This window comes from Streptomyces luteolifulvus (genome assembly GCF_008806595.1).
GTDB classification, from domain to species: domain Bacteria; phylum Actinomycetota; class Actinomycetes; order Streptomycetales; family Streptomycetaceae; genus Streptomyces; species Streptomyces luteolifulvus.
The window spans coordinates 44426-59937 of sequence record NZ_VZRB01000044.1 but is presented as its reverse complement, the minus strand read 5'-3'; the positions used below and the strand labels follow the sequence as shown (position 1 = coordinate 59937).

Here is a 15512-nt window from a genome sequence, read left to right as displayed (position 1 = left end):
CCCGTGGCGAGAACGTGTGGAATGCGGGACGTGAGTCACGCGTCCCTGCCACCCCATAACGGGGTGTCTGGACGGAGGAGTCCACCCCAGCAGCCAGCTGGGCACTACCTCCAAGCCCGGCCCTTCAAGGCCGGGTCAAGTTGACGCATCACGACGCGCCCCTGCCGCCGACGGGCCGGCGCGACCTCGAACCCGCCCTCAGAAGCATGTGACAGCGGGCAAGTTCCGGCACGATGCACGCCAGACCGGTGATCGCACCTGTCATCGTGGGCCCCCGGCGAGTCGCTACCGCTTGCGGGCCACTCCACCGAAGTCGTCCACCTCGGCAGGCGCCTGCTCGGCGGACTCGCTCGGGCGCCACCGGGAGACGGAGACCAGGCCGGGCTCCAGCAGGTCCAAGCCCTCGAAGAACCGGGCGAGTTGCTCCGGACTGCGGTTGATGCGCGGGTTGTCGCTGGCCTCGTTCCACTGCTCGATCATTTCGCGCATCTGCTGCGGGTTGAGGACCTCGGTGTCGTCGCAGAGCACGAGGTAGCTGCCGGAGGGCAGAGCGTCCATCAGGCGGCCGACGATGTCGTACACGGTGTCGTCGGTGATGTGGGCGGTGATCCCCAGCAGTATCAGCGCGACCGGCTGGGTGAAGTCCAGTGTCTTGGCGGCCTGTTCCAGGATGGCCTCGGGTTCGCGCAGGTCGGCGTCGATATAGTCCGTGGCCCCTTGGGGCGTGCTGGTGAGCAGCGCCTCGGCGTGGGCCAGGACGACCGGGTCGTGGTCGACGTAGACGATCCGGGTCTCGGGGAAGAGTCGCTGGGCGACTTCGTGCGTGTTGTTCGCGGTGGGCAGGCCGGTACCCACGTCCAGGAACTGTCGGATCCCGGCCTCGCCGGCGAGGTACTCCACCGCCCGGACGAGAAACGCGCGCTGTGCCAGGGCGATGTCGAGGATCGCCGGGTTGGCGCCGGAGATCTGGTCGCCGACCTGACGGTCGATCTCGTAGCAGTCCTTGCCGCCGAGCCAGTAGTTCCAGATCCGGGCGGAGTGCGGCACGCTGCTGTTGATGATCGGGCGATCAATTGACATGGGGGCTCCCGGAGTTGAGCGGACGTCATTGCCCAATCTAGACGTGTGGAACGTCACGCGCCCGGGAGACTGGATCTTCGTCCCACGAGAGACAGCCCCACCGCCCGACGGCAGTGAGGCTGTCCCATGAGCCGTCGCGGTCGGCTGATCAGCTCGACCTGGCCATGGCCTCAGGTATGGAGTGTTTGGCTGTCACAGCCTGATGCGATCCCTTCCTTCAGCGCTCAGCGTCGCTATCGCCTAGTCGTCGTCATGATCGCGGCGCCTGCACCACTTGATGCAGGCGCGCGCGGCCCGGACAACACCTTGGGCAACGAACAGGGCGGAGGCTGCCCCATTCGTCCAGGAGAGGATCTCTTGAGGCGTCATGCTCATTCCTGATCACGGCCCACCACCCGGTGGGCCCCACCGACTGGATCGGTCCTGACCATAGGGATGAGCCGACTCTCGGCACGGGCATCTCGGGAAATCGCCACCATGCGCCACCCAACCCGCTGTCCGCATGCGAAAGCGCGCGGTGCGGTAGAGCGCCCCGGCCGAGGTACGGTGGACGACTTCTCTGAGCAGGCCAGATGGCGAAACGCTGCTGGGGTACTAGCCCCGCCGGCCGGTGGAGGACCGGCTCACAGGCTCGTAGTACTCGGTGAACAGCTGGCCCACCAGCTCGCCCCGGCTGGAGACGCCGAGCTTTTCGAAGATCGCCTTGATGTGGTCGCGCACGGTGTGCGGCGACAGATGGAGCTCCTCGGAGATCCCGCTGGTGGACAGGCCGCGCGCCACCCGCTGGGTGACCTCGAGCTCGCGTTCCGACAGTTCGTAGGCCTGCACGACGAGCGGCGTGACGTCGGAGATCGGGGCGCGTTCGATGATCACCGCGGAGACGCCCACCCGTCCGTCGGCCTCCCGCAGGCAGGACGCGTGGCACACCAGCCAGCGGCCGGTGCGGGTGCGCATCCTGATCCGCGCGGTGTCGCCGCCGCGCTCCTCTGCGATCGCCCTGGCCCGCATCGCGGTGCCGTGCACCCACAGCGGTACGCGGATGCCGAGCGCGGTGAGCGAGGCAGGGCCCTCCGGCATCTCCTCCAGATAGCGCCGTGCCTCGTCGTTGGCCGAGACGAGGGCGCCGGCCGCGTCGAACAGCAGCAGCCCGGTGCCGGTCAGAGCGTCGTCGGAGGGCTCGGGGCGCTGCTTGGCGTACGCCCTGAGCAGGCGGGCGATCGGCGTGCCCAGATCCTCGAGGAACCTGCGCTCTCCGGTGTTGAACTCGGCCCGCCCCTTCTCGCGGAACAGGCTGACGTATCCGTGCGGCCGGCCGTCCACCCGCAGCACGGCCCGCAGCTCGTCGTGCACCCCGCGCGGCGCCAGGAAGCCCCGGTACAGCGAGCTGCGCTCGGGTTCGCCCCCGGTGGTCTCCCACAGGCTCGCCACCGGCACCGGCGCCAGCGCGAGGTCTCGGAACAGGTTGATCTTCTCCGTGAACAGCTCGTACTGCCAGTAGACGGCGCAGCTGTGATCCTCCACGTTCTCCGCGAAGATCGGCGACGTGATCATCCCGGTCTCGGGGTCCGTGGAACGCCAGACGGCAGCGTCGTAGGGGACCACCCTGCGCAGTTGCGTCGCGAGTGTGCTGAGCAGCCTGTGCGGGCTGTCGGCACGGCCGACACGCGAGATGAGTTCATCGCGACCGATCGCAGTGGACATGCTCCGGCACTCCGTTCCGGGGTGGCCTGCGGATGATGAGGTAAGCCTTTCCTGTCTCCAACCACACACCACCGTACGCTACTTGCCGGTTCCAGGCTGGTGACGGCGGCCGGAGCCGGCCATCACCACACCTCGTCCGGCAGCCACTGCGCGTGCCGCGGCATCCCGGCCAGGACGGGACCGTCCGCGTGGATGTCCACGGCCGACAGGTCCGCCACCTCTGGCATCCTCGGCATTTCCGGTCCGACGTAGAGCGGGTTGATCCGGACGTGCTCGATCCCGAGCGGCCGGAGCAGCGCCAGGAGTGCGGGCCGGGACAGCCGGATCCACCGCTGGGTGGGCCCCAGCGCCGCGTGGAGCCGTTCCTCGCCGGTGAAGGCGAGGCCAACCCGCTCCTGGCCGGCGCCCGGCCGGGCCGTACGCACGACGGCTGGTGCGCCATCGCGGTCGTCGACCCGGACCGGGACGAACAGGAGCGCGTCCACTACGTCACGTCTCGAGGCAGAACTCGTCGAGCGGGTAGCCGACGTGCCGGTCCTCCGTCGGCAGGAAGCCGAGCACCTTGTCGCCGGGCTTGAGCTCGGTGCTGTTGAGGACCGTGCCGCCCGGGCCGAGGACCCGCACGTGCCAGTCGTCCTGCAGGATCAGGTTGACCTCGCGGCCGTCGGCGGAGACCGCGTTCACCGAGATCAGCGGCCTGGTCTCGATCTTGACCCGGCCGACGGTGACGAGCCGTGTGCGGCCCTCGACGTCCGCGGCCACGATCTTGGAGCCCGCCTTCAGCTCGCTGAGGTAGTTGGTGCGGCCGTCCTTGGACAGCGTGTACGAGTGGATGGCGCCCGCGTTCACCCGGAACGGGCGGGTCGGCATGTACGGCAGCGGATGGGTCTCGCTGACGCAGAGGATCATGCCCTTGGAGTGCGACCCGACCAGGATGCCCTCGTCCTTGCGGAAGTAGGTGCAGGTGTCGACGCAGGCCCGCTCGCCCATGCCGACGTGCTCGGTGCTGACGACCTCGAGCTCGGTCAGGGTCAGGTCGGGGGTCTCGGCGTTCACCACGGTCTTCAGGGCGGTCGCGTCGCCGACCTTGCGGGGCGCCATCATGACGCCGTCGGAGCCGTGCTCGAGCACGCCGAAGATGATCTCGGCCTCCTCGACGTCGGCCGCCACCGTGATCAGGCTGCCCCGGGAGGAGGCGGACGCCGCGATGACGATCTCCAGGGGGATCTTGGTGGGGTCGCGGAACAGCAGCAGGCTCCACTGCTCGGTGCGCGCCGACTGGCAGGCGTCCTCCAGCGTCTTCGCGTCGATGATCTCCACGAACCGGCCGAACTCCAGCCCCGGGTGCTTCAGCGCCAGCTCGGCGGGGGTGATTTTGTGGAAGTCGGGGTCCACGATGACCACGGTGGCCTCGCCGAAGTCCTCCGGGAGGGCCTTGCCCCGGGGGAACAGCACCTTGGTGACGGTCGGGGGCAGGCCCTCGAGGGCTGCCGGGTCCGCTGCGACGATGCCGTCGATCCGCTGATGCAGCGCCTCCTGGACGATGGCGTCCCGCGCCTCGTCGAGGTTCCGGATGTCCAGCCAACTGAGCTTCATACGTGGGGCTCCTAGAGGTCACTCACTGTGGATGAGGTTGGCCAGCTTCGCGGCCATGACGCCGGGATCGGGCGCCTCGAAGACGTTGCGGCCCATGGCCACGCCCGCGACGCCCGCGCTCAGCGCCTCGCTGACGTGGGCCAGGACCTGGCCCTCGTCGTCGTTGCGCGGACCGCCGACGGTGATGACCGGGACGGGAGAGCGGGAGGTGATCTCCTTCATCTCCGTCACCGAGCCGACGTACGGGGCCTTCACCAGGTCGGCTCCGAGATCGGCGGCCAGGGTCACCGCGTGCGCCACCAGTGCAGGGTCGCGCGGATCGCTGATCCTGGGGCCGCGGGGGTACATCATCGCCAGCAGCGGCACGTTCCAGCGGTCGCAGGCGTCTGCGACCGCGGCCAGGTCGGATATCTGCCGCTGCTCGCCGTCCGAGCCCAGGTTGACGTGCACGCTCACCGCGTCCGCGCCCAGCCGCAGGCTCTCCTCGACGCCGGCCACCAGGTACTTGGCGTCCGGGTCGGGGGCGTGCACGGTGCTGGCGCTGAGATGGACGATGAGCGAGGTGCTGCCGAACCAGGCGGGATCGACGTGCCGGAGACTGCCTTTGTGCAGGACGATCGCGTCCACCCGGTTGGTGGCCAACCGGCCCACGAGCGCGTCGAGCCCCTCGCCGCCGGTGATCGGTCCCTGACTCACCGAATGGTCCAGCGGCACGATCAGCAGCCGTTCGGAATCGTTTCGGAAGAGGCGCCGCAGGCGGAGTCGCCTGCCGAACGCGCCATTGGAGATCATGGGGGTTCCTCATTTCTCCGTGCCGGTCTTGGATCAACCCTGAAGAGGGCGGCTATCTTCGGTGTCTCGTTCGCATATCGCGTGCAGCGCGTATCCGATATCGACGGGAAACATCAGCGGTCAAGACTCGTGGGCAACCGGCGAGAAAGGTGTCCACAAGTGACGACTATGAAGATTGACGGGCACGGCCTGAGCATCGGCCAGACCGTGGCCGCCGCATCCCGCGAAGGTTCGGATTTCGCGGTCTCCGAGGACGCGCTGCGGGCGATGAACGCCTCCCGGAACCTGAAGCTGGAGATCCTCGCGACCGGCAAGCCCATTTACGGGGTGACGACGGGATTCGGTGACAGCGTCAACCGGCAGATATCGCCGGAGAAGACCGCACGGCTGCAGAACGAGCTGATCCGCTACCACCTGAACGGAACCGGCCCGCTGGCCTCAGACGAGGTCGTGCGCTCCACCCTGCTGATCCGTGCCAACTGCCTGGCCCGGGGCAACTCCGGCGTCAGTCTCCCCGTGGTGGACCTGCTGCTGGACTTCCTCCGGCACGACATCCTGCCGACCATCCCCGAGCGCGGCTCGGTCGGCGCCAGCGGTGACCTCGTCCCGCTCTGCTACCTCGCCTACGCGCTGACGGGCCAGGGCAAGGTGCGCTACCGCGGCGAGATACGCCAGGCCGCGGACGTGCTGGCCGAGTTGGGCCTCGAGCCCGTGACGCTGGAGGCCAAGGACGGGCTCGCGCTGATCAACGGCACCTCCTTCAGCTCGGCGTTCGCCGTCCTGAACACCGAGGCGGCGGCCGAACTCGCCGACGTGGCGGACATCTGCACCGCGCTGGCCAGTGAGGGCATGCTCGGCAACCGGGGCCATTACGCGCCGTTCATCCACAACGAGAAGCCGCACAGCGGCCAGGGCGCCAGCGCCGCGCTCATCCACGAGCTGCTCGAGGGCTCCGCGCTCGCGATGACCTACGACCAGGTCGTCGACCTGAACGTCCCGTTGGACGGCCGGCACTATCAGAAGCTCGAGCGCAGCATCCAGGACCGCTACTCGCTGCGCTGCGCCCCGCACGTCAACGGCGTGCTGCGGGACATGCTGGACTGGGTCCGCACCTGGATGACGGTGGAGATCAACTCCTCCAGCGACAACCCGCTGTTCGACCCCTCCACGGGCGCCGTGTACAGCGGCGGCAACTTCTACGGCGGGCACGTCGTCACCGCGATGGACGCGCTGAAGACGGCCGTCGCCGGCGTCGCCGACCTGCTCGACCGGCAGCTCGCGCTCCTGGTCGACGAGAAGTTCAACAACGGCCTCACGCCCAACCTGATCGCCCGGGTGGACGACGACGACACCGAGGCAGGGCTGCAGCACGGCTTCAAGGGCATGCAGATCGCGTGCTCGTCGCTCACCGCCGAGGCGCTCAAGCACGCGGGCCCGGCCTCCACGTTCTCCCGATCCACCGAGGCGCACAACCAGGACAAGGTCAGCATGGCCCCGATCGCGGCCCGCGACGCGCGCAACGTGATCGAACTGACCCGTGAGGTCGCGGCCATCCATCTCCTCGCCGCCTGCCAGGCCGTCGAGCTGCGCGGCGTCGAGGAGATGAGCCCTCGCACCAAGGCCGTGCACACGCGCATCCGCAAGGAGGTCCCCTTCGCCGCCCAGGACCGGCAGATGGACGGCGACATCGCCGCGGTCGTGGAGATGATCTCCTCCGGCGCCATCACCGAGGCCGCGCGGGTGGGAGGGGATCTGTGACCATCGCCCTGAACGCCGAGTCGGCCGGCTCCGGGCCGGCGCCCGGCGCGCTGCCGGCCATCGGCGACTGGAAGTCCTTCGACGAACTGCGGGCGCTCCAGCAGGAGCGGATCGGGCCGACGCTGCGGCACGCACTCGACTCGCCTTTCTACGCGAAGCGTCTTCAGGTCGGGCAGGACCTGTCCACGGTGGGCCTCACCACGAAGTCGGACCTGCGAGACAGCTACCCCTTCGGCATGCTCGGCGTGCCCAGGGAACGCCTGGCCAGCTACCACGAGTCCAGCGGCAGCACCGGCAACCCCACCCCCGCCTACTTCACCGAGGCGGAGTGGACGGATCTGGCCGACCGGTTCGTCCGCAAGACCGTCCCGCTCGGTCCGCAGGACACCATGCTGGTGCGCATCCCCTACGGGCTGGTGCTCGCCGGGCACATGGCCCACTGGGCCGCCATGCGCGGCGGCGCGACCGTCGTCCCCGGCGACTGCCGCTCCCTCGCGGTGCCCTACTCGCGGGTCGTGCGCGTGCTGCGTGACCTCGAGGTGACGCTGACCTGGTCCACGCCGAGCGAGAGCCTGCTGTGGGTCGCGGCGGCCAAGGCCGCCGGTTATCCCGCCGGTTCCTTCACGTCGCTGCGGGCGCTGTACGTGGCGGGCGAGCCGATGAGCAGCGCGCGCCGCCGCCGGATCGAGGAGATCTGGGGCGCCCCGGTCATCGAGGAGTACGGCTGCACCGAGGTGGGCCCGCTGGGCAGCGACTGTCCGTACGGCCACATGCACTTCTGGGCCGACCGGGTGCTGCCGGAGATCCATGACCCGCAGACCGGCGACGTCACGGCCGAGGGCGTCGGGCAGCTGGTCATCACCCCGCTGTACCGCGAGGCGATGCCGCTGGTGCGCTACGACCTCGAGGACCTGGTGGAGCTGCGGTACGAGGACTGCCCGTGCGGGTGGAAGCTCCCCACCGTGCGGGTGTTGGGCCGGCTCGGCCAGGGCTACACGGTCGCCGGGCGGCGTCTCGGGCAGATCCAGGTGGAGGAGCTGGTCTACCGGCTCCCGGCCTCCTACGGTGTGCTGTTCTGGCGGGCCAGGGCCGAACAGGACCGTCTGGTCGTCGAGATCGAGGTGCCCGGCCCGGACGGCGAGGACGCCGCCGCGTCGCTCGCCGCGTCCGTGGAGGCGGAACTCGGGGTGCCCTGCGTGGCCGGCGCGGTGCCCGAGGGCACGCTGGTGCCGACCGCCCTGCTGGCGGAGCAGCTCGACGCCATGAAGCCGCGGAAGCTGTTCGGGCCCGACGAGGACTGGGGGCAGGCCGTTGTCCGGGGTTGAGACAGGGTGATCGTGATGATGCCGCAGCCACGACGTCGGACCTCGCCGCGGTCGTCGCCCGGGTTCGAGTCGGCGGGCGGCGAGGCGTTCGTGAGGCGCGGCACGGGCTGATTCCCGACTCCGCTCGTTGGAGGGGCGGTCCGGCACGGCCGCCCTGACACACCATCAACCAAGCCCAGGACCTATGCCTCCCGGCGGCCGGTCGCCCACATCCTCCTCAAACGGGGGATGGGACGTCGCCCCCGCGGTTGAAAGGGTTTTCCCATCCCGACAAACAACCGGGTCAGGGAGGACTGAGGATGACGACAGGCAAGAGCATCGTGCAGCCGGCCGCGGCGGAACTTTCCGAACGGCTCAGCGGACGGGTCCTGCTGCCGGGAGACGACGACTTCGCCCAGGAGCTGGACGGGTTCAACCAGATCACCGAGCACTCCCCGGACCTGATTGCGGTCGTGGCCGGAGCCGAGGACGTGCGCGAGGCGGTGGCCTTCGCTGCCGCCCGCATGATGCCGATCTCCGTCCAGGCCACCGGCCACGGCCCGTCCACCGCGGCGGACGGCGGGCTGCTGATCAGCACCCGCCTGATGCGGGGCGTGAGCATCGATCCGGCCACGAGGACCGCCCGGGTCGAGGGCGGCACCCAGTGGTTCGAGGTGGTCGAGGCGGCCGCCGAGCACGGCCTCGCCCCGCTCAACGGCTCCTCCCCGCTCACCGGAGTGATCGGCTACACCCTCGGCGGCGGCCTCGGGCTGATGGCCCGTAAGTACGGCTATGCCGCCGACCGGGTCACCGCCGTGGAGATCGTCACCCCTGACGGGCGGTCGCACCGGGCCACCGCCGACCAGGACACCGACCTGTTCTGGGCCGCGCGCGGCGGCAAGGGCAACTTCGGCGTCGTCACCGCCCTCGAGTTCGGCCTCGTACCGGTGTCGCAGCTGTACGGCGGCGGACTCTTCTTCGCCGGCGAGGCCGCCGCGGAGGTGCTGCACGCCTGGCGCGAGTGGACCGCGACCGTGCCGGAGGACCTCACCTCCTCCCTGGCGTTGCTGCGGCTGCCGGACGTCGAGGCGATCCCGCCCTTCCTGCGCGGCCGGCTGACCGTGCACATCCGGATCGCCTACCTGGGTTCGGCGGAGGACGGGAACAAGCTGGTCGAGCCGCTGCGTGCCGCGGGCCCGCTGGTCGTCGACACCCTGGCCGACATGCCGTACACGAGGTGCGGGGAGATCCACAACGACCCGACCGAGCCGATCCCCTACAACGAGCGGTCGATGATGCTTCGTGAGCTGGACGAGGCGGCGATGGACACGCTGCTGACGCTGGCCGGCCCGGGCGCCGACTGCATCGACCTGGCCGTGGAGCTGCGGCAGTTGGGCGGCGCGGTCGGCCGGCCGCCCGAGGTGCCGAACGCCGTCGACCACCGCGACGCTGCGTTCGCGCTGTCGACCCTCTCCCTCCCCGACAACCGGCCCCCGCTCGTGGTGGACGGCATGGCGGCGTGGGGCACCGGGCGCCGCTACCTCAACTTCCTGGCCAGTCCCGACACCGCGGACCTCACCGAGAGCGGCTATGAACCGGCCACCTTCGCCCGGCTGGCCGACATCAAGGCCCAGGTCGATCCGGACAATCTCTTCCGGTTCAACCACAACATCGTGCCGCGCCCCTCTCAGGCCTGACCTAGGAAGAGCCGCGCATCACCGCTACGGCCGCGCCGCCACCGGCGCGATATCCCGCCGATATATCCCGTTGAAAGGCTGGCGGGGACGCGTACCACTGTTTGGTGGATTGTCAATCGGGAGGACACAGAGTGAAACGACGGGACGTGATGAAGGGCATGGCCGGCGCCGCAGCGGTCGCGGCGGCGCCCGCCGCCGTCATCCACGCGGGCAACAGCTGGGCCGCTGCGAACGACGACGCGGCCGTCACCCAGGCGGCCGAGGAGTCCGGGGACCTGTACACCGAGCAGTACAAGGGCCGCACGATCACCGTGTCGAAGAGCACCGAGAAGGTGCACATCGACGGCAAGGAACTGCACCTCATGAAGATGGGCGAGGGCGCCTACCTCAGCGCGATGTGCCACTACCGGTTCGAGCCGACCCCGCTGGCCGCCGGCCGCCAGGCCGTCGACGAGCTGCGCGGGGCGAACCTGCTGCCGTCCACCGGCCACCATGCCTGATCCGGCCGCGAGAGAACCGAGAAGGAAGAAGCCGATGGTTCCCGTTCGCAAGAACCACCTCGACATGACCGCCAAGGAGAAAAGACGCTTCATCCGTGCGCTGCTCCGGGTGAAGGAGACAGGTGTCTACGACGAGCTGGTCCGGATCCACATAGAGATCAACTCGGGCGACTACCTGGACAAGGACGGCGGCGTCGGCAAGCGCTGGGGTCACATGAGCCCGGGCCTGTTCCCGTGGCACCGCCAGTACCTGCTGATCCTCGAGAGGGCGCTCCAGCGCTTCGACCCCACCGTCACCATCCCCTACTGGGACTGGACCAAGGACCAGAGCCTGGACTCGCCGCTGTGGGCCGACGATTTCATGGGCGGCAACGGCCGACCCGGCGACGGGAAGGTCATGACGGGCCCGTTCGCCCGCTGCAACGGCTGGAAGCTCAACATCAGCGTGGTCCCGGTCGGCGACGAGCACCCCGCGTTCAACGGCCACTACACCACGGACGACCGGGATTACCTGGTCCGCGACTTCGGCACCACGAACCCCAACCTGCCGACGTCGAAGGAGCTGGAGGACACTCTCGCCATCCCCACGTACGACACTCCGCCGTACAACTACACCTCCGGCTACGGAACCGAGACGCAGTCCCTGCGCAACCATCTGGAGGGGTACGCGAAGTTCCCCTACGAGGCCAATCTCGGCAAGCTGCACGGCGCCGGTCACACCTGGGTCGGCGGCCACATGCTGTACATAGGGTCGCCCAACGACCCCATCTTCTTCATGCACCACTGCTTCCTCGACAAGGCCTGGTCGATCTGGCAGCAGCAGCACCCGGACGTTCCGCAGTACCTGCCGGTGGAAGAGCACCCGGACGTCCCCTCGCTGCACACCAAGCTCGCGCCCTGGTACTCCATGACACCGGCCGATCTGCTGGATCACACGAAGTTCTACCGCTACGAATAGTATTTCCTAGGGGGACGAGGAAATAGTTTGCACAACCGCCTGTGCGCGGACGACAGTTGCCATCGACATTCCCGTGATGCCGATGGCAACTGTATTGGCACGGTTACGGGCGTTCACTCGCCCGCGCTTCAATTTTCGCACATCACTACCGGGGGTATGGATATGTGCGCCGACTATGCATTCCGAATACTTGGCCCGCTGCTCGTGACGAACGGCGGGGAAGAAATCGAAATAAGCGGGACCCGCAGGCAGAAGTTATTGGCGGCACTGCTTCTGCAGCCGAATCAGATGGTCAGCCTCGACCGGCTCGTCGATGCCATGTGGGACGACAAGCCGCCCGCGTCCGCCCACGGACAGATCCGCATCTGCGTCTCCGGCCTTCGCCGCCTGCTCAGGGGCAGCGAGCGCGACAGCGTGATCGAGACCCACCCGTCCTGCTACCGGATCAGTGTGCACGACGACGCCCTGGACCTGTTCACGTTCGAGCGGCTGGTCTCCCAGGGGCGGGCCATGGTCCGCGACAACCAACTGGAGCGCGCCGAGAAGCTGCTGCAGTCCGCGCTCGCACTCTGGCGCGGACCGGTCACGGCGGGCCTCGACAGCTCGGCGCTCGCCTCGCTCGTCGTCAGGCTCCACGAGGACCGGCTGACGGTGCAGGAGGAGTACTTCGACGTGGCGTTGAAGCTGGGGAGGCATCAGCAGATCATCGGCGCTCTCACCGGTTTCGTCACCGAGAACCCCTTTCGGGAGCGCGCCTGCGCCCAGCTGATGCTGGCGCTGTACCACTCGGGCCGCCAGGCGGACGCCCTGGAGACCTTCCGCACCGTCAGAATGCGGTTCTCCGAGGATCTCGGCATCGAGCCGGCCCGGGACCTGCACCTCCTGCACCAGTCGATCCTGGTCGGGCGGCTCTCCTCGGCGGCGCCGCCGGCCACGGACGCACTGGCGCCGCCCGCTGCCCCTCGCTCCCACGGTCACCAGAGCTGTCCGGCCGGCGTCGCACTGCTCTCGCGGGCCTCGCCGAACACCGTCACGGCCGGACCGCTGGAGCGGTTGCGTCAGGAGAACGACCTGCTCCGCGTCGAACGCGACGGGCTGCGGCGGGTCCTGTCCCTGTGGCTGGATCTGAACGACACCGATCCGGGCGCCGCGGCCTCCTGAACCGGCGTACGACAACGTCCCTCCCCTGATTCCCGGTCTTCGCCGACACGAACGGGGCCCGTCCCACGGGACGGGCCCCCTGTCGTACGCAGCCTGGTCAGGCTTCCTGCTGCGCCCGGGCGGGCGGGAGCATCAGGGCGATCAGACCCGCGAGCAGCGGCAGCGCCGCGACGACGGCGAGCGCGCTGGTGAGGTCCATGTGCTCGGAGAGCGTTCCGGCTGCGGCGGAGCCGATGCCGCCGCCGACGAAGAACAGCAGGTTGAGCACACCCATGGCGCCGCCGCGCTGAGCGGGCTCGAGACGGCTGGACAGCACGGCGGTGGTGAGCACCTGGGTGGCCGCGAACGTCGCCATGCCCATCGACGTGCCGATCAGCATGACGACGATGCCGCCGTCGACGAGGCCGACGATCCCCAGGAACACCGCGCAGCTCACGGCGGTCCCGGCCAGCAGCAGGCTGCCGCCCTTGCCGACGGTGAGCTTGCTGGCCACGCGGGCGGCCACCGCGCCGACGACCGCGCCCGGCAGCAGCCAGGCGCCGATCTTGAACACGCCCCAGCCGTACTGCACGGTGAGGATCTGCGGCACAGCGTACATCGCGGCGAACAGCCCGGCGTAACCGCCCACGCCGATCATCGCGGAGACCAGGAAGGTCCGGTCGGTGGCCAGTTCACGCGGGAGGAACCCGTCGGGCCGCCTGCCGATGTGCATCACCAGGCCCGCCACCGACAGCAGGAGTAGCAGCGCCAGCGCGAAGACCAGCGGGGTGTCGAGGTCGAGGGAAGACGCCTGGATGAGCAGGAGCAGCGAGGTCGCGCTGGTGCCCAGCAGGACGCCGCCCAGCACGTCGACGGCCTTGCCGTAGCCCGGGCGGGTGGCCGCGAGCTCCAGGCAGAAGGGCACCAGCAGCAGCGAGAGCGCCGGCAGCACCAGGGTGAGCCGCCAGTGCATCCAGTCCGTCACCATGCCGCCCATGAGGGTGGCGGTGGAGGAGAAGAGCGCCATGGACGCCCCGAAGATCGCCAAGATCTTCGTACGGTGTTCGGGCGCCGCCGCCGACGCGAGCGTGAGAGCGCTGGAGGTGATGGCGCCGGAGCCCGCCGCCTGGACGAACCGGCCGGCGATCAAAGTGCCGAAGTTCGGGGCGACCAGGCACAGCACCGCGCCGACGGCCAGGAACAGAGCTCCCGTGAGGAGGGTGTTGCGCACACCCCACTTCTCGGAGAGCCGCCCGAAGAACGCGGTGCCCACGCCGAGCGCGAGGGCGTGCGCCGTCAGCACCCAGCCGGCGACGGCCGGACGGACCTCCATCGACATCGCGACGTCGGGCAACGCCACGCCCGCGGCCGTCACTCCGAAGATCACGGGACCGAAGAGAGCTCCGAGCCTGAGCCCGGTCAAACCCGCACCGGGTGCGCTTCGCGGTGGGGCTTGCACCACGCTGTTGGTCGTCATCGAGAGTCATCCCTTCCAGGATTCATAAGGTGCGCCAAGTCGGCGTCTTCGGGTGGTCGAAGGCTCTTCCCGCGCGGCGAGATGTTGTGGTTGAACCGGAAGAGGTTCTCCGGGTCGTACCGGGCCTTGATCTCGCCCAGCCGCGCGTAGTCGGCGGGCACGTAGCCCCGCTCGGCCAGCCGGGCGGTCCCCGGCCCGGCGAGGAAGTTGAGATGGCTGCGGCCCGTCCCCCGGTGCGCCATGCCGTCCACGACGTGCTCCGGCCGCCCGCCGGGCGGCCCCAGCGTGGTCAGGCAGTACGCGGCGTCCCGGTGGTCGACCGCGGCCGGCACCGCGGCCGGCCGGCCGAGCGCGCCGCCCATGTGCCGGAGCTCGACCACGAGGTCCGTGCAGTCACTGCCGGGGCCGGCGATGCGGAGCAGGTCGTCGGCCGCGTCCGGGCCCAACTCGCGCAGCATGACGGAGCGTTCGTCGTAGGGGACCGGGAAGGCCGGGTCGTTGTGGATGTCCGCGAAGCGGGTGTACGGCATCTCCCCCAGCGTGTCCACGAGCGTCGGGGCGATCTTGCGTAGGGGCTTGACCAGCCGCTCCCCCTCGTCGCTCGGGCCGAGGTGGGCGATGCGGACGTGCACCACGAGCCCGCCGCGCAGGAAGGGCGGGATCGGCTCCTGGTCGGGCATCCGCAGCAGCGCCAGGGAGGAGGCGGTCTCCTCCGGCACGGACTCGGTCCACGACCGCCAGGCGTGCAGCACCTCGGCGGCGGTGTCACCGGCAAAGTAGAGTCCGCCGCCGTAGAGCCGGGTCACCGGAACGAGCCCGAACTCGACGGCGGTCACCACGCCGAAGTTGCCCTTGCCGCCGCGCAGCGCCCAGAAGAGGTCCGGGTGCCGCTGCGCGGTGGCGGTGCGCGGCACTCCGTCGGGGGTGACGATGTCCACCGCGGTGACGTGGTCGGCGGCGAAGCCGTACGTGCGGGACAGCAGCGCCAGTCCCCCGCCCAGGGTGTAGCCGACCACCCCCACCAGCGGCGAGGATCCGTTGAGCGGGGCGAGTCCGTGGGCGGCGGCCGCGTCGACGACCTGGTGCCATCGCGCGCCCGCCTCGGCCCGGGCGAGCCTGGCGACGGGGTCGATCGTCACTCCGGTCATCCGGCGGGTGTTGATGAGCAGTCCGGTCCCCTCGGTGACGCGCGAGGGGCCGTGGCCGGTCGCCTGGACCGCCGTCGGCAGTCCGGTCTCGGCCGCGAAGGCGACGGCCTTGCGCACCTGCGTTGCGTCCCGTGCGCCGAGAACCATCGCGGGCCGGTGCTGCAAGACCCGGTTGAACCCGGCGACCTCGGCCGCGTATCCGTCGTCCCCGGGCCCCAGTACCGGACCGGAAAGGCGGCCGGCAAGCCTTTGCACGGTTGCCGGTCTGTACATGCGTCAGCCCTCCCAGGCGGAGCCAGTCGGTTCGCTGATCACACTTCCAGCGCCGACTCGGAGGGCCCATCCCTCTATTGAGGGGAAG

The 15512-nt window shown here is 69.6% G+C and carries 13 protein-coding genes; 6 read left to right on the top strand and 7 right to left on the bottom strand.

Translation table 11 applies throughout. The annotated features are described in order from the left end of the window. Nucleotides 1-285 precede the first annotated feature (285 nt). The 5 genes from F7R91_RS36990 to bagB all read right to left on the bottom strand — a co-directional run bounded on the left by F7R91_RS36990 (nucleotide 286) and on the right by bagB (nucleotide 5169). Complete coding sequence (locus tag F7R91_RS36990; protein ID WP_150957530.1) at nucleotides 286-1080, bottom strand: SAM-dependent methyltransferase; 795 nt, start codon at nucleotides 1078-1080, stop codon at nucleotides 286-288. Between the two features lie 594 nt (nucleotides 1081-1674). Continuing rightward, the gene (gene bagY / locus F7R91_RS36985) at nucleotides 1675-2781 is read right to left on the bottom strand and encodes a LuxR family transcriptional regulator BagY/FevT (RefSeq protein ID WP_150957528.1); all 1107 of its coding nucleotides are present in this window, start codon (nucleotides 2779-2781) and stop codon (nucleotides 1675-1677) included. A gap of 122 nt (nucleotides 2782-2903) precedes the next feature. Then, entirely contained in the window at nucleotides 2904-3266 is a 363-nt protein-coding gene (locus F7R91_RS36980; protein WP_150957526.1) for an SAV_915 family protein, read from the bottom strand. Nucleotides 3267-3270: 4 nt separating this feature from the next. Further along, on the bottom strand, nucleotides 3271-4377 hold the full coding sequence (gene bagC, locus F7R91_RS36975) for a bagremycin/ferroverdin biosynthesis 3,4-AHBA synthase BagC/FevH (RefSeq protein WP_150957525.1): 1107 nt from the start codon (nucleotides 4375-4377) through the stop codon (nucleotides 3271-3273). A gap of 18 nt (nucleotides 4378-4395) precedes the next feature. Beyond that, entirely contained in the window at nucleotides 4396-5169 is a 774-nt protein-coding gene (gene bagB, locus F7R91_RS36970) for a bagremycin/ferroverdin biosynthesis DhnA-type aldolase BagB/FevI (RefSeq protein ID WP_150957523.1), read from the bottom strand. Nucleotides 5170-5337: 168 nt separating this feature from the next. Here bagB and bagA point away from each other — a divergent pair, with 168 nt between their 5' ends. From bagA to bagI, 6 genes are all read left to right on the top strand, one after another. Further along, the gene (gene bagA, locus F7R91_RS36965; RefSeq protein ID WP_150957545.1) at nucleotides 5338-6927 is read left to right on the top strand and encodes a bagremycin/ferroverdin biosynthesis tyrosine ammonia-lyase BagA/FevW; all 1590 of its coding nucleotides are present in this window, start codon (nucleotides 5338-5340) and stop codon (nucleotides 6925-6927) included. After that, a complete protein-coding gene (gene bagE / locus F7R91_RS36960; RefSeq protein ID WP_225321002.1) occupies nucleotides 6924-8252 on the top strand; it encodes a bagremycin/ferroverdin synthetase BagE/FevW in 1329 nt (442 codons plus the stop codon). Before bagA ends, bagE begins: the two co-directional genes overlap by 4 nt. A 299-nt stretch (nucleotides 8253-8551) precedes the next feature. After that, the gene (gene bagG, locus F7R91_RS36955) at nucleotides 8552-9928 is read left to right on the top strand and encodes a bagremycin/ferroverdin biosynthesis FAD-dependent oxygenase BagG/FevA2 (protein ID WP_150957521.1); all 1377 of its coding nucleotides are present in this window, start codon (nucleotides 8552-8554) and stop codon (nucleotides 9926-9928) included. Between the two features lie 131 nt (nucleotides 9929-10059). Beyond that, nucleotides 10060-10428: a bagremycin/ferroverdin biosynthesis copper chaperon BagZ/FevE gene (gene bagZ, locus F7R91_RS36950; protein ID WP_225321001.1), complete on the top strand. Its 369-nt coding sequence runs from the start codon at nucleotides 10060-10062 to the stop codon at nucleotides 10426-10428. Between the two features lie 34 nt (nucleotides 10429-10462). Beyond that, nucleotides 10463-11386: a bagremycin/ferroverdin biosynthesis o-aminophenol oxidase BagH/FevF gene (gene bagH / locus F7R91_RS36945; protein WP_150957519.1), complete on the top strand. Its 924-nt coding sequence runs from the start codon at nucleotides 10463-10465 to the stop codon at nucleotides 11384-11386. 156 nt (nucleotides 11387-11542) lie between these two features. Further along, on the top strand, nucleotides 11543-12547 hold the full coding sequence (gene bagI, locus F7R91_RS36940; protein ID WP_331000697.1) for an AfsR/SARP family transcriptional regulator BagI/FevR: 1005 nt from the start codon (nucleotides 11543-11545) through the stop codon (nucleotides 12545-12547). A gap of 97 nt (nucleotides 12548-12644) precedes the next feature. Here bagI and bagJ read toward each other — a convergent pair whose 3' ends face one another. Together bagJ and bagK are read right to left on the bottom strand one after the other, a co-directional pair. Beyond that, nucleotides 12645-14003, bottom strand: a complete 1359-nt coding sequence (gene bagJ / locus F7R91_RS36935; RefSeq protein WP_150957515.1) for a bagremycin/ferroverdin transporter BagJ/FevB — start codon at nucleotides 14001-14003, stop codon at nucleotides 12645-12647. Next, complete coding sequence (bagK, locus tag F7R91_RS36930) at nucleotides 14000-15424, bottom strand: bagremycin/ferroverdin biosynthesis FAD-dependent oxygenase BagK/FevA1 (protein ID WP_150957513.1); 1425 nt, start codon at nucleotides 15422-15424, stop codon at nucleotides 14000-14002. Before bagK ends, bagJ begins: the two co-directional genes overlap by 4 nt. Nucleotides 15425-15512 lie beyond the last annotated feature (88 nt).

Bases quoted from the DNA above. Each gene is read 5' to 3' on its own strand.
- F7R91_RS36990 (WP_150957530.1), bottom strand. From the start codon at position 1,080: ATGTCAATTGATCGCCCGATCATCAACAGCAGCGTGCCGCACTCCGCC.
- bagY (WP_150957528.1), bottom strand. From the start codon at position 2,781: ATGTCCACTGCGATCGGTCGCGATGAACTCATCTCGCGTGTCGGCCGT.
- bagC (WP_150957525.1), bottom strand. From the start codon at position 4,377: ATGAAGCTCAGTTGGCTGGACATCCGGAACCTCGACGAGGCGCGGGAC.
- bagB (WP_150957523.1), bottom strand. From the start codon at position 5,169: ATGATCTCCAATGGCGCGTTCGGCAGGCGACTCCGCCTGCGGCGCCTC.
- bagA (WP_150957545.1), top strand. From the start codon at position 5,338: ATGAAGATTGACGGGCACGGCCTGAGCATCGGCCAGACCGTGGCCGCC.
- bagG (WP_150957521.1), top strand. From the start codon at position 8,552: ATGACGACAGGCAAGAGCATCGTGCAGCCGGCCGCGGCGGAACTTTCC.
- bagH (WP_150957519.1), top strand. From the start codon at position 10,463: ATGGTTCCCGTTCGCAAGAACCACCTCGACATGACCGCCAAGGAGAAA.
- bagI (WP_331000697.1), top strand. From the start codon at position 11,543: ATGGATATGTGCGCCGACTATGCATTCCGAATACTTGGCCCGCTGCTC.
- bagJ (WP_150957515.1), bottom strand. From the start codon at position 14,003: ATGACGACCAACAGCGTGGTGCAAGCCCCACCGCGAAGCGCACCCGGT.
- bagK (WP_150957513.1), bottom strand. From the start codon at position 15,424: ATGTACAGACCGGCAACCGTGCAAAGGCTTGCCGGCCGCCTTTCCGGT.